Here is a 19,192-nt window from a genome sequence, read left to right on the forward strand (position 1 = left end):
GCTCAGCTCTTCTGGGTTGCTGCGCGGAGCTGCTCGGCAGTTGCGTCGAGCAACTCGTTCCAGGACACCTCGAACTTGTCGACGCCTTCGGTCTCGAGGACCTTGAACACGTCCGCAAGATCGATTCCGACTGCAGCGAGCTGATCGAAGACCGCCTGTGACTCCTGGGCGGTGCCCGAGATGGTGTCGCCCGTGATCTCACCGTGGTCGGCGAGAGCGTCGAGCGTCTTCTCCGGCATGGTGTTGACAGTGTTGGGTGCAACCAGTTCGGTGACGTAGAGCGTGTCGGGGTAGTCCGGGTTCTTCACGCCGGTCGACGCCCAGAGCGGACGCTGAGCCTTGGCGCCGTCGGCCAGGAGAGCCTGGAAGCGTGGCTGGACCTCGAAGATCTGCTGGTAGGCGTTGTACGCCAGGCGAGCGTTTGCGAGTGCAGCCTTGCCGCGAAGCTCGAGCGCTTCCGGCGTGCCGATTGCCGTGAGGCGGTTGTCGATCTCGGAATCCACGCGGGAGACGAAGAACGACGCGACCGACTCGATGGACGAGATGTCGCGGCCGGCAGCCTTGGCAGTGTCCAGACCTTCGAGGTATGCGCCCATGACTGCTTCGTAGCGCTCGACCGAGAAGATCAAGGTGACGTTGACGCTGATGCCCTCGCCTATCACCTTGGCGATGGCGGGAATGCCTGCCAGCGTCGCGGGGATCTTGATCAGGACATTCGGGCGATCGACGATCTTGTGCAGCTCGATCGCCTGCGCGACAGTGGCGTCGGTGTCGTGTGCCGGGCGAGGGTCGACCTCGATGGACACGCGGCCGTCGACGCCGTTCGACGCCTCGAACTGCGGAGCCAGGATGTCACACGCAGCGCGCACGTCGTCGGTGGTCACCGCGGTGATGGTGGCGTCGACATCGGCGCCGCGCTGTGCGAGCTCACGGACCTGAGCGTCGTAGGCCGATCCCTTGGAGAGTGCTGCCTGGAAGATCGACGGGTTGGTCGTGACGCCCACGATCGACTTCGTGTCGATCAGGTTCTGCAGGTTGCCGGACTGGATGCGATCTCGCGAGAGGTCGTCGAGCCAGATGGAAACGCCTGCAGCGGAGAGCTTTTCGGTATTCACGTTCTGTGTCATCGAGATCATCCCTTCACAGCTGCGAGGGAGCGCTGCGCGGCTTCTACAGTCGCGTCGGCAGTGATGCCGAACTCCCGGAACAAGGTCTTGTAATCGGCGGAAGCGCCGTAGTGCTCGAGCGAGACGGCCTGACCGGCGTCGCCGAGGATGCGCCACCACGGCATCGCGATGCCGGCTTCGACAGATACGCGCGCGCGGACAGCGGGCGGAATGACTTCGTCGCGGTACGCCTGATCCTGCTCGAGGAACCAGTCGAGGCACGGCACGGAAACAACGCGGGTTGCGACGCCCTGAGCTTCGAGGGTCTCGCGAGCCTCGGTGGCCAGATGCAGTTCGGAACCGGTCGCCAGCAAGATGACCTCCGGCGAACCGTTGGCTGCGTCGACGAGGACGTAAGCGCCGCGCTTGACTCCCTCGGCAGCCTTCTCCTTGGTGCCTTCGAGAACCGGGATGTCCTGGCGGGTGAGTGCCAGAGCCGTCGGGCCCGTCTTGTTCTCGAGTGCTGCCTGCCATGCGAACGAGGTCTCGTTGGCGTCACCCGGGCGAACGACGGCGAGGTTCGGGATCGCACGAAGAGCAGCGAGGTGCTCGACCGGCTGGTGAGTCGGGCCGTCTTCGCCGAGACCGATGGAGTCGTGGGTCCAGACGTAGGTGACGGCCGTCTTCATCAGTGCGGCCAGGCGAACCGCCGGACGCATGTAGTCGGAGAAGACCATGAAGGTTCCGCCGTACGGGCGGGTCGGGCCGTGCAGCGCGATGCCGTTGAGGATCGAGCCCATCGCGTGCTCACGGATACCGAAGTGGAGCGTGCGGCCGTAGGGCTGCGCGTTCCAGTCGTTGGTGGAGATGGAGAAGGGGCCGAACGAATCTGCACCCTTGATGGTGGTGTTGTTGCTGCCTGCGAGGTCGGCGGAGCCGCCCCACAGCTCAGGCAGGATCGGTCCGAGCGCGTTGAGCGCCGAACCGGAGGCCTTACGAGTCGCAACGCCCTTGGCGTCGGCCTCGTAGGTCGGGAGAGCGTCGGCCCAGCCGGCGGGGAATTCGCCGGCGAACAGGCGGTCGAAGAGTTCCTTGCGCTCGGTCTCACGTGCGGCCCACGCGTCGAACTCGACCTGCCATGCCTTGCGTGCGTCGGCGCCGCGGGAGACGACCTCACGGGCGTGAGCCAGAGCGTCGGAGTCGACGTCGAAGGACTTGGCCGGATCGAAGCCGAGGGCTTCCTTGACCGCTGCAACTTCGTCGGCGCCGAGAGCGGAGCCGTGGACGTCGCCGGTGTTCATCTTCTTCGGCGCCGGGAAACCGATGATGGTGCGGAGCAAGATGATGGACGGACGATCGACGACGGCCTTGGCTGCGGCAACCGCGTCGAGGATGCCGGAGACATTCTCGCCACCTTCGACGTGCTGAACGTGCCAGCCGTAGGCCTCGTATCGCTTTCCGACGTCTTCGCCGAGAGCGATGGTGGTGTCGTGCTCGATGGAAATCTTGTTGTCGTCGTAGAAGACGATGAGGTTGCCCAATTCCTGGACACCGGCGAGGGACGAGGCCTCGGACGTGACGCCTTCTTCGATGTCACCGTCGGACGCGATCACGTAGATGTGATGGTCGAAGGGGGAGGAGCCGACCGGGGTCTCCGGATCGAACAGCCCACGCTCACGACGCGCAGCCATCGCCATACCGACTGCGGAGGCGAGGCCCTGGCCCAGCGGACCGGTGGTCATCTCGACGCCGACGGTGTGGCCGACCTCGGGGTGGCCGGGGGTCAGTGCGCCCCACGTGCGGAGAGCTTCGAGGTCTGCAAGCTCGAGACCATAGCCCGACAGGTAGAGCTGGGTGTACAGCGTCAAGGACGAATGACCACAGGAGAGAACGAAGCGGTCACGGCCGACCCATTCTGCATCCGAAGGATCGTGGCGCATGACGCGCTGGAAGAGGGTGTATGCCAACGGCGCCAAGCTCATTGCAGTTCCGGGATGGCCGTTGCCGACCTTCTGAACCGCGTCGGCGGCGAGCACGCGGGCGGTATCGACAGCCTTGGTGTCCAGGTCGGTCCAGTCCGAGGGGTGGACGGGTTGCGTGAGGACGTGGATCTCGTCTGTGATCGACACTGGCAGATGTCTCCTGACATGGTGTACGTGGATTGCGAGGGTGGGGTGTCCCTCCACTGCGTAACCCAGCCTAATGGTCCTGGCTGCCCGGGTCGATTCGGTTCCTCAATGGCTGCGGTCTACCATCGTTCGTAGTAGAGAACAGTGTCAGCAGTGTGTCGTGAAGAGTTAGTGCGGTAACGCGTGGTGCAAGGAGAGAACGTGCGGACAGGGCAACAGCCGAGCGGACATGGCTTCGGCAGCCCAGGTGCCGCCCCGCGGGCGACCAATACCGATACGGTGTGGGGTCGCGCAACGGGCAAGGTTCTGGCTTATATCGCGCTCACGAAGCCGCGAGTAATCGAATTGCTGTTGGTGGCAACCATTCCGGCAATGCTGCTGGCCGATCGCGGAACAGTCGACATCGTTCTGATCCTGAGCACCCTCTTCGGTGGCTGGATGGGCGCGGCGAGTGCGAACTCGCTCAACTGCGTCGTCGACGCCGACATCGACAAGGTCATGAAGCGCACGGCGAAGCGTCCGCTGGCCCGCGAGGCGGTGCCGACGCGTAACGCGCTCGTCTTCGGGCTTCTTCTCGGACTCGCATCGTTCCTGTGGCTGTGGTGGCGAGCCAACCTCCTCGCCGGCATCCTCGTCGTGATCACGATCGCGTTCTACGTCCTCATCTACACGATGGTTCTCAAGCGTCGTACCTGGCAGAACGTCATCTGGGGCGGCGCTGCCGGATGTATGCCCGTGCTCGTCGGCTGGGCAGCTGTCACCGGTTCGCTGAGCTGGCAGCCCGTCGTGCTGTTCCTGATCATCTTCTTCTGGACGCCGCCGCACACCTGGGCACTTGCCATGCGGTACAAAGAAGACTACAAAGCCGCCGGTGTCCCGATGCTTCCGGTGATCGCCACCGAAGAGCACGTCACCAAGCAGATCCTGTTCTACAGCTGGGCAATGGTCGTCACGACGCTTGTCCTCGTGCCCGCCTCGGGCGTCATCTACGCCGCCATCACCATCGTCGCCGGTGCGTGGTTCCTGCTCATGGCCCATCAGCTGTACCGCAGCGTTCGTGGCGGTGCTCAGGTCAAGCCGCTGCGCCTGTTCCTGCAGTCCAACAACTATCTTGCGATCGTTTTCGTCGGCCTCGCTGTCGACTCGGTTCTCGGACTCCAGACGATCAGCGACATGCTCAGCTGAATCAGCTGATTCAGCTGTGCGCCTTTATTAACCGCGGGCGGTTGACAAAGGCGCACAGCACTTCGCTAGGGAATCAGAACGATCGACCCGGTCGTTGCTCGACCTTCCAGATCCCGATGCGCTGTTGCCGCATCGGCGAGGGGATACTCGGCGCCGACGCGAATATCGAGTTTCCCGGCCGCAATGTCATCGAAGACATCGCCGGCACGCCAGGTCAGTTCCTCACGAGTGCGAATGTGATGAGCGAGCGTCGGTCGCGTCAGGAACAGCGAGCCCGACGAATTGAGCCGCTGCGGATCCACCGGCGGAACCGGACCACTGGCTGCACCGAACAATGCGACGGTGCCGCGGATACGCACGGAAGCCAAACTCGAATCAAAAGTTGTTGCGCCGACGCCGTCGTATGCCGCCGCGACGCCTTCGCCGCCGGTGAACTCCCGAACGCGTGCTGCGATGTCCTCGTCGTACCGCAAGACCTCCGAGGCACCGGCGCCACGCGAGAGTTCTTCCTTCGCATCCGATGACACAGTCGTGACGACCTTCGCCCCGAGGCTGACGGCCATCTGGGTCAGGATCAACCCGACGCCGCCCGCGCCCGCGTGCACGAGCACGGTGTCTCCGCTCTGGATCGGATACGTCGACTTCGCGAGGTAGTGCGCCGTCATCCCCTGCAGGAGCGCTGACGCTGCGGCCGATGCCGGGACACCGTCGGGCACTTTCACTGCGACTGCGGCGGGAACAGCCACCTTCTCGGCGTAGCTGCTCGTGGCCGCGGCCCACGCGACACGGTCGCCCACGGCGAATTCGGTGACATCGGAACCGACGGCTTCGACGACACCGCTGCCCTCGTCGCCGGGAATGTAGGGGAGCGGCCGCTTGTACTGGCCCATTCGGAAGTACGTGTCGATGAAATTGATGCCGATCGCTTCGGTACGGACGAGTAGATCGCCTGGGCCCGGTGTCGGTTCGGGTTGATCGGTCAGAGTCAGAACCTCTGGTCCGCCGGTCTCGGTCACGTAGATGGCTCGCATGGTTTCTGTTCTACACCCGCGGCGACCGAGCCTCAGTCCATGCCTGGTGTCGCTTCCGGGCTACCGACCAGTATTGTCGAGTCATGAGCACCGATACAGAGAAGTCGGACGCCACCCCGTCCGCGCCGGAACTGCCGAAGTCCACGGTGAATGCCATCACCAAGTTCGTCGCTGAGCACGGCGGAACCGCCAGCGCCGTCATCCAGCCAGTCGGCGTTGCCGGCGTTCGCATCACTCTCGTGGGTGCCGACGGCATCCTCGGTGACCAGGTCGTCGCGGACCTCGCCACGGCCAATGCCGTCGTCGCATCCTTCGACAACGTCACCGTTGCCGAGTGGGAGCGCGAGCTGACGAGCATCGTCACCCCGCAGGAAGGCCACTTCAAGAAGATGGCCGGTTGGGTTGCCAATCAGACTCGGTTCCCGAAAGCACGCAACGAATCCTGAAATGACGTGTGGGGCGGTAGGAACACATTTCGGTGTTCCTACCGCCCCACACGTGTCTTCAAGCGTCAGACAGCTGGTATCGGCGAGCCGACCGGCGTGAACTGGCGCGTCTTGCCCGCGGCCCAAACTGCTGCCGTCGCAGCCGTGCACAGTCCAGCACCAGCGACATGCATGATCACCAGAACTTCAGGCACATCGGTGAAGTACTGCACGACGCCGATGAGTGACTGCGCGAGAATCAGTCCCAGCAGAACCTTCAAGCGGAGCTTCACGGCCGCTGACGTTCCGACCGCATACAGGCCGAAGGTCAGTCCCACGACCAGCGCGAGGTATCCGACCAGCAGCTGCGAGTGCAGATGAACCAGCGTTACGATCTCGACCTCGAGGCGAGGCACCGTGCGTTCCAGTCCCTTGTCGCCCGCGTGCGGGCCTGCACCTGTCACCAGAGTTCCGGCGACCAGTACGCCGGCGAGCGCCACTCCGGACAGCGCGGTAAGCCAGCGCAGCGGCTTCGGCATCACGATCAGAGTTGTTGCCTCGTCGGGTTCGGCGATCTTCGCGTACATCACCGTGGCAACCCAGACCATCAACATCGACGCCACCAGGTGGATTGCCACCGTCCACCACAGGAGACCTGTGAGGACGGTGATACCGCCGATCACTGCCTGAACGACAGTGCCGAGCGGCATCATCCAGGCGTAGACAAGCACCTCTTTGCGTCGGCGAGCGCGAGTCACCGCGAGCACGATTGCGGCAGCGACGATCACAACCAGGAACGTGAGTAGGCGGTTGCCGAACTCGACGGCTTGATGAATGACCGCGACCTGTCCGTGGCCGACCGGGACAAAGCTACCGGGGAAGCACTGCGGCCACGTCGGGCAACCGAGCCCCGAGTCCGTCACGCGAACCACCGCACCGGTGACAGCGATACCGCCCTGCGTCAGGATCACGATGAACGCGATGATCTTCTGCGTTTTCAGCGAGGGGAGAGGTAGTCGATCCACCAAGCGCAAAAATCCGGCATACACACGATTCACCACGCCAACGATCGTAGTTCCCCATCAACTACACAGTGTCGTTGGGGCCGTGCCGGGTGACTGCTCCGATGTGAGGAGTGGAAGTGTCAACTACAACGATTCTCGACGTTGCCCAGCAGAATCTTGCCAACAAGCAGGTGAAGGCATCAACCGTCTACCACTATCTGAGCACTCTGCGATGCCTCGACCTGTGTGAGGTGCCGATCGAACAGGCAACGGTGGGCTTCCTGCACAACCGTCTGCAAACCGTGCTGAACCAATCCACACGCAACAAGCATGCGATTGCACTGCGTTCGATGCTCGGTGTGCAGCTCAAAGTGTCCAAGGGGCAACCAAGGATCTACGCACTTGCTCCGCTGACGACCATTCACCAGGCAATCGAATCGTCACGATACAAAATGTACGGTTTCTCGATGCTCTACGCAGGGCTTCGTTTGGGCGAGTCTGTTGTGAAGCAACGAATTTCAGGAAACGTCATGCTGGTAGATAGGCAATTGCTACCTAACGGCACACTCAGTTCAGCCAAATCATCGGGTCCGGTCGTAGTTCCTGAGTGGTTCGCAGCGGAGTATGCGCAGTGGAACCCGAAGGTCACCCGAAATACTGTGTACCTGGGTCTGCAACGAGTAGGACGCAACGCAGAAATCGAAGTCACTCCGCATGCACTACGGCATAAGTTCGCAACAGAACTGGTCAACAACGGCTGTTCGCCGGAGATTCTGCGTAGACAGCTTCGGCACCACAGCGTGCAGACTTCGTTGACCTTCTACGTACAAACCACGACCGATGACGTAGAAACGCAGGTCAAACGAGCATTCGGGTAGCTACTGCTGACGGCAGACGGATCTATCCGTCTGCCGTCGCGGCGTAGTCCTGCTTTGGCACGTAATCCTCTCTTCTGGTTAATGAAATTGGCTGTCTGGTCAATCCATACCCGCCAGAAAATCTGATTAATCTGAACAGCTCTCCGGCGACGCACTTCAAAACTGTAACGATTGGTCTGTTACGGCGATATACGGACAAACCTAACGAAACGGGAGAAGCATGGACAAGAAACTTCTCGGCCTACTTGGAGTTCTGGCACTGATCGCAGTCGTGGCGCTCGGCGTTGGTTGGCTGACCAGCAGCAGAGACCAAGCAGAATCCGAAGTTACTTCGCCTCAACAGATCCAAACGTCAGGTTATTACGCTGGACAGACTCAAGAATATCTAGACTGCGTTGATGCGGCAGCAGAACGGCTTGAATCAATCGGAGTTCCGAGCCGTGACGCAATTGACCAGGCCGAGACCAGTCCCCGTTGCCTGCCACTGAGGACTAAGGGGCCAAGTCTGTTCGGCTGACGACCAAGGTTCGCCGACACCAGCGAAGCCTTCCTAAGATAACGGAGGGTTTCTGAATTGCTCAGGCTAAGACGAGTCCTAGACGCTCTCCGCTTAGGTAGTGTGCTGCGTTCTGGCAAAATAAAACGTCGTTCTGGTCTCTCAGTACTGATCTGGGTCTCCGATTAACCAGAGACGCTGAGCTATAGGATTCTAGGTATTCTCCTTTCGTTTCTGTATCGTCAAGCTTGGTCGGTCTGAATCGTCATTCCAGATAGTTTCTTACCGACGTTGCTATCGGGGATTGGTGAATGAAACCATAGAGAAGCGGAGATTGCAAACATTGTGCACCGCCGAATCCTGCAAGCCTCTGACCTGCGACGATGCAAACATTAAATAAAGTTATGTTCGAGTAGTTCATGATCCTATTTAGATTCTTGACGACCGAACGCTAATAGCGGACTGCAAACTGAGATGGTATAATGAAACAGTGGAGTGGAATCCACGAAATGTTGTATAAAGTGATCATACCCAGGAAGCCGCTCAGTTAAGTTATCAAAGCCTCTGAGCGGCTTCTGCCTTGATTTTCAAGAGGCAGACTGTCATACTCAGACAAGCGGTCAGCGTTAGCTAGCAGCTCCAAGATCTTATTTAAGTTCTTGTTAGCCTATTAGACAACCCGGGCACTACCGCGTATAATTAGTACCAGAGATTCATTCAACCAACCGCTAATTGGTAAGGAGCACTCAGAAACTTTCTTTTTGGAATAAGAAAATACGAAGGACACTCGATCAGTAGCGGCTGATCGAGTGTTTTTCTATATTCCAACAAAGAAAGTAGGTGATTTCAGTTTTGAACACAATAGAAGAAACAGAATGGACTTGGGCAATGCCTGGTTCATGCCCTACATGTTTGATGGTCGAATGTACTTGTAATACATCCCTCCAATCTCAGATAACTAGAACTACGTATTTTGATGACGATTCCAACATTGCTGATGATGACGATTCAGGCCAGGACTTGCCTGAATCGCAAGTATCGGTGGCCGCTGTTCACAAGCACACCACAGATATTTTCATTCCCTACAAGCCGAACACTCGCTCGATAGGGCTATTTAAGAGTCTCAAGGAGCAGTTCCCTGGAGAGTCGGATCGAAAGATCGCTGAGCGACGTAAGAATATTCAGCAAAGGTGTCGAGAAATCATGTATGAGCACAACCCTGACCCGCAAGACTACGACTATTTCGCATCAGGATCGAAAACTAAGAGAAAGAAGCCAACATTGACTTATAAGCGTTATAGCCTGGTGACGGTAGTCGAGTCCAGTCTAGAGAAGCACGTTTTGCCAGTTCGGATGAACCGACACGAAAAGTTCATGCGGGAATTGAAGTTGTGGGCGAGTCGGAAGCCTGACGATACAGATGTAGTGCTGTCAATTGCTCTTGAGAAGTACTCAGAAGTTCTGATCAGTCACCCCAACAAACTCAATGCTTGGTATATGACAGCGTGTAAGAACGCCTACACCGACGAGTTGCGAAAGAGGCAAGCTCAGAAGCGTAGTCATGAAACCGGCGCAGTCTCGATTGAGGCCAACGAGGAAATTCAGGTAGGTGTTTATGATCATTACCCGTCAGATACTGAATCCTGGTTTGTTGCACTAAGCAGCAGGCAGCAGTCAGGACTCATTGAAGCAGCTCAATATATCAATGAGAATCATCCTGACGATGATCTATCTATACGTGTACCTGAATCTATCAAAAGAAAGATCAGAGGTATAGATGTTCCTCAATCCTTGACACATAGTACTACGTATTTTGGTAGCAGTTTCAACATCAAGGCTGATCGACAGAAGGAGAAGCAGGTTTTCGAAGACTCATGTAGTGATGTTGAGATATCAGAAATGAATGAGTATGACGTTTTGAAGTTCCAAGGGCGTGAGAGAAGATTGAATCAGTACGAAAACGAAGGAGGTGATGAGTTTGACAGAGAAACGGAAGTATGACTTTGAACAGTCCATGAAGGCTGAGCAAGTGAGCAAGCTGTTCGAACAGATTGAGATTCTGCTGAAAGAGGCAGTTGAGCTAGGAGCTTCAAACCAAAGGCTGAAGCTTGGTTTGCAATTTATGTACAACAAGTACACGAGAGGAAGATGAGCTACCGATCAAAGGTTGAGATTCAGTATTGCGCTGAATCCGAGTACTGGAGTACATTGACTCACGATCTGGCGGTACACGATGATTGCACTTGCGATCATCCTCCCGAATCGCAGAACTGCGATCGACAGAAGGAGTTCGATGAGCGTAGTAATCTACGGCCAGAAGGTTAGACTGATCCCTTTGGCGATTTTGGTGGGACTACTTTTGGTATCCATTGTTGGTGCACTCTACAACGTGTATCAAAACAGGTCTGAACCGGCCGTACGCGGTAGCAATGCAGCCTATCAAGAGTGTGTAGACTCCGCGAGCCGACACCTGATGGAAATGGTTCCAGGTCTCAAACTGAAAGACGCAATAGCGAAGGCAGAAGTGAGTCCACGATGCAGCGCCATTCTCAACGGTAAATGATCTAAGTCGGTAAGAAAAAAGCCAACACGAAATGTGTTGGCCTTTTTCTTTGTCTTCAAGTGCCTCTGCTTAGGTAGTGTGACGGGATTAGACTAGCAACAGCCGGCGGCATGGGTAAATGTGTACCTAGATTAATCCAATCGCTTAGATCCGATATTACAAGAATATTTGGATTAGCGGGATATCGTGCGTATAATGGTAAACAGAGACACTAACGATTGATTCGTTAAATCCAATGTCTCTTGGAGATAGCATGAATGATTACGAAGAAATCGTATGTCTAAGCTGCAATGAACGTGATTGTGAACATGATAATAAGTTGGTGCTTGGATGACCGATTTTGAATTTGTAGAAGTTGAGTCGGAAGTAAATTCAGTCAACGAGATTGAAGAAAAGTTCGTTGACGAGCAGATCAAAGCGAAAGATGTTGCGGCAGAAGAGAAGTCAGAAGCGCAGCAGTTAGAAGAGGCTAAGAAGTATTTCAAAAACCTCTTTGCGAATATGGGTGCGAAGTGAACGAGTTTGAAGATTTTGATTTCGTAGCTATCGCGGTAGAAGCAAAAAGAGTCAGGCAAGAGCTTGAAGCGTTGTACGACACCAGAGGTCAGCGGATTGCAGATTAAATATGAGATGGAGGGGGAGTGTTGGCGCTACGTGGGTCCGTACAGCAGTGACGGTTATCCGCTAATCAAGCTAGACGGTAAACGTCAGCTACTTCGCCGGGTGTTGTATCAAAATTTGATTGAGTCAATTCCCTATGGAAAATCAATCGGCAACACTTGCCGACACAAATGGTGTATTCGGATAGAGCATTTGCAAATATATGCAGCGAGAACACACTGTTTGTACGGTCACGAATTGACTGATGACAATGTTTACAGACACAAGGGGCAAACCTGTAAACAGTGCAGAAAAGATCAACGTCAGAAACGTAAAGCGAAAAAGTTAAATGAATGATAAAGTAATAGATAAGATGCAAGAATGTAGTGACTCAGAAGCTAGTTCAGATGAAGACAAATATTCGAGGATTCTTGAGTACGTTGTCAACAAGAACAATTGCCATATATTCAAGCTTTCTGCGCGAGACCGTAACGGGTATGCAGTAGTAAAGATTGACGGCAAGAATTGGTATGCACACAAATATGTGTACGAACAGAAGCATGGTCCGGTTCCGGCCGGTATGGAAGTAATGCATTTGTGCAAGAATCAACGTGATTGCATCTCTATAAATCATCTACGTGCAGGTACACATGCTGAGAATATGGCTCAGATTCCAGAAGATAAAAAGGAATTTTGCGCGGCAGGGCATGAATTAACCAGATCCAACAGCTTCAAATTCAACAACAATCTGCATTGCAAAATATGTAGAGCGTTGAAGAGAGTTCAAGATGCCTAGCTATTGCGTAAACAAGCATGAACAGACTAGATCGAATACGTACTGGTTTGCAGGAACACTGATCTGCCGGATTTGTAGAAAAGATCGAACGGAACAGAGAAAGCTAGAAAGAATCAGGGCGGAAAGTCTTGATTAGGGTATTGCGAATCCGTGCCTGTACTTAAAAGCAGTTGTTTTCTTTTTACACAACTCTGACAGACGGACTCAAACCTAAATGAAAACAAGATTCAAGGAAGGAATAAAAATGAAAGTCATAATCAAAAAGCAGGTGCCGAATGGCGAAGTACGAAGAGGCTGAACGAAGAGCATTCGCTGAACTGGCGGGTGATGTTGGATTAAGCGCTGCCAGAAGGGAATTGGGCTATCCATCGAGCTGGGCAACTGGCAAAAAGTGGACAGAGGAATTCGGCATAGAGATTGAACTCGATGAGCTGAAGGCGAAAGCCAGTGCATACAATAATTGGTACAAAGACTCCGAACTGCTGATCGCACAGCAAGACCTGATTGCCAGAGCACGAGACCTGATGGACTCCAAGACTCTCAATCCGGCAGAGCTAGAGAAGCTTGGTCAGACGATCAAGCGCGCAACTGAGATGATCCGTGTCATCGACGGCAAGGCCAACGTCTACACAGCCAAGGAAGACACGACAGAGCTTGAAGCCTTGCAGATGTACGACGAGTTCCAGCGAAGCAGAGCTGATGATGCGTGAATCCGTTGGAGTACATCGGTCAGTTTCCGCGTGAACTGATTGCATCGTCCGAAGGTCGAAAACTGCTGACCAGGCAAGACCCTCTGTTGTTCAGTGTGGTCTACCTGAGTCACAGCATCAGGTTCGAAGGTCAAGAACCATCGTTCAGTCAGTTCCATCTTGACCTGGCTGAGTATGCGAAGTCTTGGATGCAGACCGATTCCCAACGAGACTGCTGGATTGCTCCGCGTGAAGCTGGCAAGTCTCAGTGGTTGTTCAAGATTCTGCCGTTGTGGGCAGCAAGTCATGGTCACCTGAAGTTCATTGCAGCCTTCTCGGATGCTGGCTCACAAGCGACTGATCATCTTGATTCGTTCAAGTTCGAACTAGATCACAACAAGCTGTTGCGCAAAGACTATCCAGAGTTGTGCAAGCCGATGATGCGCGGTGCGGTGAAGAGATATGTCAGTCAGAGCAACGAGCAGATTCAGCAAGCTAATGGTTTCAGCTTCTCGGCAAAAGGCATTGATGCAAAATCGCTGGGTATGAAGATCGGTGATCAAAGACCTGATCTGATTTTGTTGGATGATATTGAACCAACTGAATCCAACTACTCAGTCAATGAAGCAGAGAAGCGCAAGAGAACGATGCTTGATGGAATCTTCTATCTAGGATCAAGAGCGAAGATCGTCATAGTAGGTACGACCACCATGCCTGGATCAATCATCGACCAATGTCGCAAAGTTGCAGAGCAGAAATCGTTACAAACGAATCAGGATTCAAGTTTCGAAACTAGTTTGCAAAGCGAATCATATAGAGCCGATAATATTGATTATGTAAGTCTGACTAAGGATAACCTAACGAGTTCCTATTCGGTTTCTAGTACTTCAGATCATCTAGAAGCGATTGAACATGCTTTCGGGCGGTCAGTGACCGAACAGGGGATAAAGTCGCTCAAATCGGATATCAACGTGCAAACTCCGGCATCTCCAGATGATCGTTCAAATGAGCTTAGTAGAGATTTGTCAAGTTCGGAAAGTCGGAGCATTGATAGGGAAGTTGGATTTATTAGCAAGGGTGTTAACGAACTCGTTGATAACGATTCTGGCGAAAGCTTGACTTCGGTCCAGGAAAGTGATCTTAATTCGGTTTCGGTTTTTGACGGCACATCTACATCCATTTCTTGTATGAGTCAGCCAGACGATCAGACGCAACCGTCATTTTTTGAAAAGCAACAGGCAGAGCTTGAAAAATTCAATATCAAGTCAGAACCCAATAGGGGAGAGGCTGACATTGAACAGGCAGAGCTGGATGATTCGATTGATGCTGAGCTTCAGTGGGTTCTGGATGAACGAATCAATGTTCACTACTACCCGGCGATTGTCGTAGACGAACTGGGCAACGAGCAGTCATGGTGGCCTGAATTCAAGTCAATTCAGGTTCTAAATCGTGATCGTCATACTCGTGCATTCGCTATGAACATGATGAACAGACCGGTCAACGTCGATGCTCAATACTGGAACGAGCAGGACATTGTGATTACGGAGGCTGAGACGTACCTCAGAACCTTGATCAGTGTTGACCCGGCTGTCAGTACCAAGACTTCAAACGACTACACGGCGTTGGTTGTGGTCTCGCTGGCAAGTGACGGCAAAGTTTACGTACGTCATGCGGAACAGCTCAGGCTTGTCAGCACGGAACTCAAGGAACGTGTGAATGATCTGATTGAGCTTTTTGATGTTGGTCTTGTCTATGTAGAAACCAACCAGGGTGGCAACTTGTGGAAAGCAGTGTTCGACGGAATTAAGGCGAACTTCAGATCTGTTCATCAGACTGAACCGAAGTCGTTGCGAGCCGCTAGAGCGCTGGACTACTACAGAAAAGACAAAGTCCGTCATACTCGTCACTTTGACCAATTGGAGGAGCAAATGTATTCGTTTCCGAAGGTTGCGCATGATGATTTAATTGATGCTTGCGGGACCGGCATACACTATTTTCTATCGGCAAGTAGTCAGCCTAAAGCGGTACGAAAAACATATATTTAGAAAATGAACTATCATTAGGTGATAGTTACAACGAAAAGGAGAGTTATCAAGAAAGAATATGTCAGAATTGAAAACAGCAGTACAAACGATACTTGATAGAGCGAAAGGCTATCAAACAGCTCAGAATTATTATGACGGAACCGTTGACGAGATTTTCGCCAGCGCAAAGGTCAAACGAGCACTAGAAAAAACAGGCAATCAGTTCCGCGTGAACTACGCAAAGACACCTGTTGATGCAGTCGGTTCACGATTGGAAATTACAGGTGTAGCAACACTCAGCGATCAGGCCAAGCAGGTCGTAGACCAGGCATGGCAAGAGAACAATCTTGAGCTTGAGCTGTCTCAGATCATCACGAGCACGCTGGTCTACGGAGACGCATACGTCTTTGTGTGGCCTGACGAGCACGATCAGACCCAGATTTACTACAACAGTCCGTTGTCTACCGTGGTGATCTACGACGTAGAGAATCCTCGTACGCCTGCCTATGCCGCCAAGATGTGGACGATTGAGCTGGAAGACGGCAGACAGCGAGTCAGAGTCAATCTGTACTTTGCCGGCCGAATCTGCAAGTTCATCAGCAAGTCGGAATCTCTGCCAATGACAGTGCAGGACAGCGACTTTGAGCCGTTCGTTGACGAAGACACAGACGAGCGAGGTCAGCTAGTCAACGAGTACGGTCAGATTCCCATCTTTCACCTATCAACGGGTACACCCGAGCACCTAGCGGCATACGGACCACAGAACGCCATCAACAAGCTTCTGATCAGTCAGATGAGCAGTGTGGAGGCGTACGGCTTCCCAACGCGCTACGTGATCGCTGGAGACCACACAGGCAGTCCTAGCGACTTCGGTGACGACGATGACAGCAACAGTCTGAGTAACGAGCCTGGTGAACTCTGGTGGTTGCAGAACGTCAACAAGGTTGGTCAGTTCGATCCAGCTAAGCCAGAGACGCTGATCAGTCCGTACAGGGAGTACGTCAGAGCAATGGCGTCAGTGACGAGCACGCCGCTGAGCTACTTCGAGAACACACAGACGAACGTGTCAGGTGAAGCGCTCAGAGCTGCTGAAGCACCGCTAGTCAAGAAAGTTCGATTGCGTCAGCTTGCCATTGGCTCAGCTCTGCGCAAGGTGTTCCTGTTCGTGTTGAAGCTCAATCAGATAGACGAAGATGTACAGCTTCAGTGGCGACAGATCGAATCAATCGACACGTCAGAAACTTGGGACATTATCAAGAAAAAGCGTGATGCGGGTCTTCCAGCGGAACAGATTTGGCTTGAACATGGGTACGACACAGCTCTTATTGAGCAGTGGAAGAAAGCTGGTCTACTGGATCAGCCAGCAACAACAAATATTACAGAAATTGGAGATGAAGCAGCATGAACGAAGACACAAACGAGCTAGATCAGATGAGAGAAGCGCTGAAGAATGCAAATGGTGAATCAGCCGCGCATAGGCACAAGGTCAAAGAGCTTGAACAGCAGATTGAAACGTTGTCGGAAACGGCAGAGCGTGTGACCGCAAAGTACCGTCAGACTCAGATTGGCGCTGAGCTTGAACGAAACGGAATCACGAACACGAAGATCACGAAGTTGCTCGATCTGGATCAGATTGAGCTTGATGACGAAGGCAATGTGACCGGACTTGATGAGCAAATTCAATCAGTGAGGACAGAATTTCCTGAATTGTTCGAAACGAAGCGATCTGCGCCGAAGGTTGATGCAGCAGATAAGCCAGCAATCAAGCGTCAGCTAACAAGTGCAGAACGATTGCTTGGAGCGAATTAATACAATTCTTGATACAATAGAGATAACATAGAGCGAGATGCTTGTTAGTTATGGAGTGAGATACGAAATAGCTTTAGTCTATGCGGGACGTTAAATCGTAAATTCATAATGAAAGTAGTTTTTTGAAATAGCAGCATTAGTTTTAAATCAATGGATTCCTGAAGAGCTCGGCTCAGAGGTAATCGCAGCAGCAGAACAGAGCAGCGCCGTAGAAGCATACGGGCGAAAGATCGCGATGACTACCGATACATACAAGGTTCCGCGTATCGGAGAATCGTCAGTCGGAGTAGTTGGTAAGTCTCAGCCGTACCCTGAAGACCCAGCAAATATGGATACAGTCTTGCTTGATACCGTCAAGTTCGCTGGTCAGAATGTCCTAGCCGAAGAAGATTTAGATGATTCACATATTGACGTAATTGCAGCCTTGCAGAAGTCGTGGGCACTTGGTTACGCCAAGACATTCGACAACGCGTGTCTTGGAACAACAGCGGCAGGAAACGGTACAACCGTACCTTTTACCTCTGTCTACAAGGAAGTTAGTACCGGCGCAGCAGCTCACAAGATCGCTACCGCTGGACCTGTCACATATGACAAAGTTTCGCAGACGTTCGGCAAGGTCGAACAAGGTGGATTCTTCTCTGACAGTGACATTATCGTCATTGCTCATACGAGCTTGAAGGAGTCATTGCGCGGTCTTGTTGACGGCAACGGTAGACCGTTGTTCATCGAACAGGTATCGGCTATTCAGCCAGCAACTCTATTTGGATATGAGTTGCGATTCAGTGACGGAGCAAAGACGAGTGCAACCAACTTGCAGAATCCAACAGGTAATCCACTTTTGATCGTTGCAAATCGTCAACACTTGATTGTTGGTGTTCGCAAGCCGATTGAATCTCAGTTGAGCTATGAAGCTGGTTGGAACACTGATGAACCTCACTTGAAGATGCGAGCACGTAGAGCTTTTGCTGTCGGTAGAGCAAAAGCCTTTGGCATCTTGGAAGTCACAGGAGCGTAAGCAATTCGGAACAGCTCGGCGTTCGGTCGAATGTTGGGCTGTTCCGTTTTTCATATGGCAGATTACGAATACGAGTTCACAATGACGTTGCCGACTATCGATGACTATTTTCAGACACGTCAATTTCAGCTTGGATTCTCAGTTTCCGAGCAAGACTTGACGCTTGGTCGCTTGTTCGCTGTTGCAAGAATCAGTGATGCAACGTGAGAAATTTCTACGTAGGTCAGAATCCGCATGGTTCAGTCTTGTTCAAAATTGTTGACGAACGTAAGCAGCCTGTCGATGTGATGATGTATTACACAGCGAAGGTGTTCATTCGTAGACCTGACGGTTCAGTGTATTCGGATGGGTACGCAATTCCGATTGCAAATCCATATCACGCTGTTGACTACACGTTCGGTTCAACGAGTCCCTTCACTATGGCTGGTGAGTATCAAATACAGATCAGATTGAACCGCAACAGCGGAGAACCAGGGGATAAGTTCGACTACACAGATATTATTGCTATCGATGTTATAGAAAGTTTGGAGGGAAGTTAGATGTTAGCAACAGATTCAGATGTTTTGGATATGACTGGATATACAGTCAATGATCAGCAGATCAGACAAGCTCAGGGAATTGTTGAAGTATGTGCAGGCAGACCCGAAAGTCTTGTCACGAACGAAACAGACAAGCACTGGCTCAAGTATGCCGTGTGTTGGCAGTCTGCCTATTTGGACAACTCAGACGTGTTCGCACAAGCGAATGTGGAACAAGTGAAGCAGGACAAGACCACTGTTACCTATGGTGATAAGACGTATGCCGTCAGTCCGCTGGTGGTTGAAGCTGTCAAGCAACTCAGTTGGAACAAGTCTCGTTCGATCATGACCGGACCGAACACAGTCAAGGCGAATCGTATGCCTGATTGGTGGTACTGGTGATGCCGAGATTCATAGTGCGAACGTGGCCTAGCCTGGTGGACATTTACACCCAGCGAGTGACGTTTGATCCTGAAACAGGCTCAGCCGAGCGAAAGTGGAACTATCTCGATCCTGAGACAGTGCCGTGCAACGTCGTAGCGCTGAATCCAGAAGACAGCCTTGAGCAGTTCGGCGCGGAATACACCAAAAAGAAGTTCGTCAAGCTTGAGATTCCAACAGGTCAGTTCGAACTCAGTCAGCAAGCCGGAAATCTGCGCAGCAAAGACGGCAAACAGCGGTACTACGATCATTTGATCGACAACGAATTTTACCCAGAAGTGTTCAACATCAGCAACATTGGCACTCGTATCGACTTGAACGGTCAGATTGACTGCTATGAGCTGTATTTAGAACTGTTCGATGACAGTATTACCCAGATTGCAAGATGACAGAAAAAGGGCTACAAGCTGAATTGCTTGTAGCCCTTTTTCTTACCGAATCACTTATACGCGAAGGAGGATTGTGCGTAATAAGTCTATTATA

At 53.1% G+C, this 19,192-nt stretch carries 18 protein-coding genes; 14 read left to right on the top strand and 4 right to left on the bottom strand.

The genetic code is table 11. The features are described from left to right. Positions 1-2: 2 nt before the first annotated feature. On the bottom strand, positions 3-1,127 hold the full coding sequence (gene tal / locus R4P65_RS21130) for a transaldolase (protein ID WP_317827987.1): 1,125 nt from the start codon (positions 1,125-1,127) through the stop codon (positions 3-5). Between the two features lie 5 nt (positions 1,128-1,132). Next, positions 1,133-3,235 carry a transketolase gene (gene tkt, locus R4P65_RS21135; RefSeq protein WP_317827988.1) on the bottom strand — a complete coding sequence of 701 codons (2,103 nt, stop codon included), beginning with the start codon at positions 3,233-3,235 and terminating at the stop codon, positions 1,133-1,135. Positions 3,236-3,436: 201 nt separating this feature from the next. Between tkt and R4P65_RS21140 the strand changes: the two genes are divergently transcribed. Continuing rightward, positions 3,437-4,420, top strand: coding sequence for a heme o synthase (locus tag R4P65_RS21140; RefSeq protein ID WP_003944994.1), 984 nt, complete (start codon positions 3,437-3,439; stop codon positions 4,418-4,420). A gap of 65 nt (positions 4,421-4,485) precedes the next feature. On the opposite strand, the gene R4P65_RS21145 is transcribed toward R4P65_RS21140, so the two are convergent. Beyond that, positions 4,486-5,451 carry a quinone oxidoreductase gene (locus R4P65_RS21145; protein ID WP_317827989.1) on the bottom strand — a complete coding sequence of 322 codons (966 nt, stop codon included), beginning with the start codon at positions 5,449-5,451 and terminating at the stop codon, positions 4,486-4,488. 83 nt (positions 5,452-5,534) lie between these two features. Between R4P65_RS21145 and R4P65_RS21150 the strand changes: the two genes are divergently transcribed. Beyond that, positions 5,535-5,897: a hypothetical protein gene (locus R4P65_RS21150; protein WP_317827990.1), complete on the top strand. Its 363-nt coding sequence runs from the start codon at positions 5,535-5,537 to the stop codon at positions 5,895-5,897. A gap of 65 nt (positions 5,898-5,962) precedes the next feature. Here the strand turns inward: R4P65_RS21150 and R4P65_RS21155 are convergent, their stop codons facing one another. Next, positions 5,963-6,937 carry a heme A synthase gene (locus tag R4P65_RS21155; RefSeq protein ID WP_317827991.1) on the bottom strand — a complete coding sequence of 325 codons (975 nt, stop codon included), beginning with the start codon at positions 6,935-6,937 and terminating at the stop codon, positions 5,963-5,965. Positions 6,938-7,017: 80 nt separating this feature from the next. Between R4P65_RS21155 and R4P65_RS21160 the strand changes: the two genes are divergently transcribed. The 12 genes from R4P65_RS21160 to R4P65_RS21210 all read left to right on the top strand — a co-directional run bounded on the left by R4P65_RS21160 (position 7,018) and on the right by R4P65_RS21210 (position 19,098). Then, on the top strand, positions 7,018-7,758 hold the full coding sequence (locus R4P65_RS21160) for a site-specific integrase (protein ID WP_317827992.1): 741 nt from the start codon (positions 7,018-7,020) through the stop codon (positions 7,756-7,758). Positions 7,759-9,094: 1,336 nt separating this feature from the next. Next, entirely contained in the window at positions 9,095-10,255 is a 1,161-nt protein-coding gene (locus tag R4P65_RS21165) for a hypothetical protein (protein ID WP_317827993.1), read from the top strand. A gap of 292 nt (positions 10,256-10,547) precedes the next feature. Continuing rightward, positions 10,548-10,817: a hypothetical protein gene (locus tag R4P65_RS21170; protein ID WP_317827994.1), complete on the top strand. Its 270-nt coding sequence runs from the start codon at positions 10,548-10,550 to the stop codon at positions 10,815-10,817. 330 nt (positions 10,818-11,147) lie between these two features. Beyond that, positions 11,148-11,333, top strand: coding sequence for a hypothetical protein (locus R4P65_RS21175; RefSeq protein WP_317827995.1), 186 nt, complete (start codon positions 11,148-11,150; stop codon positions 11,331-11,333). A gap of 457 nt (positions 11,334-11,790) precedes the next feature. Further along, positions 11,791-12,213, top strand: coding sequence for an HNH endonuclease signature motif containing protein (locus tag R4P65_RS33190; RefSeq protein ID WP_411742572.1), 423 nt, complete (start codon positions 11,791-11,793; stop codon positions 12,211-12,213). A gap of 275 nt (positions 12,214-12,488) precedes the next feature. Further along, a complete protein-coding gene (locus R4P65_RS21180; protein ID WP_021332926.1) occupies positions 12,489-12,923 on the top strand; it encodes a hypothetical protein in 435 nt (144 codons plus the stop codon). After that, positions 12,920-14,947 (top strand): hypothetical protein, encoded by a 2,028-nt coding sequence (locus tag R4P65_RS21185; RefSeq protein ID WP_317827996.1) that lies wholly within the window; start codon positions 12,920-12,922, stop codon positions 14,945-14,947. The genes R4P65_RS21180 and R4P65_RS21185 overlap by 4 nt, the downstream gene beginning before the upstream one ends. A 58-nt stretch (positions 14,948-15,005) precedes the next feature. Continuing rightward, entirely contained in the window at positions 15,006-16,331 is a 1,326-nt protein-coding gene (locus R4P65_RS21190) for a phage portal protein (RefSeq protein ID WP_317827997.1), read from the top strand. Continuing rightward, a complete protein-coding gene (locus R4P65_RS21195; RefSeq protein ID WP_317827998.1) occupies positions 16,328-16,735 on the top strand; it encodes a phage scaffolding protein in 408 nt (135 codons plus the stop codon). Before R4P65_RS21190 ends, R4P65_RS21195 begins: the two co-directional genes overlap by 4 nt. 154 nt (positions 16,736-16,889) lie before the next feature. After that, positions 16,890-17,750: a phage major capsid protein gene (locus tag R4P65_RS21200; protein ID WP_317828082.1), complete on the top strand. Its 861-nt coding sequence runs from the start codon at positions 16,890-16,892 to the stop codon at positions 17,748-17,750. A 539-nt stretch (positions 17,751-18,289) separates the two neighbouring features. Beyond that, positions 18,290-18,670, top strand: coding sequence for a hypothetical protein (locus tag R4P65_RS21205; protein WP_317827999.1), 381 nt, complete (start codon positions 18,290-18,292; stop codon positions 18,668-18,670). A 35-nt stretch (positions 18,671-18,705) separates the two neighbouring features. Next, positions 18,706-19,098 carry a hypothetical protein gene (locus R4P65_RS21210; RefSeq protein ID WP_075833149.1) on the top strand — a complete coding sequence of 131 codons (393 nt, stop codon included), beginning with the start codon at positions 18,706-18,708 and terminating at the stop codon, positions 19,096-19,098. Positions 19,099-19,192: the final 94 nt, after the last annotated feature.

This window comes from Rhodococcus sp. IEGM 1318 (assembly GCF_033142465.1).
Lineage (GTDB): Bacteria > Actinomycetota > Actinomycetes > Mycobacteriales > Mycobacteriaceae > Rhodococcus_F > Rhodococcus_F qingshengii_B.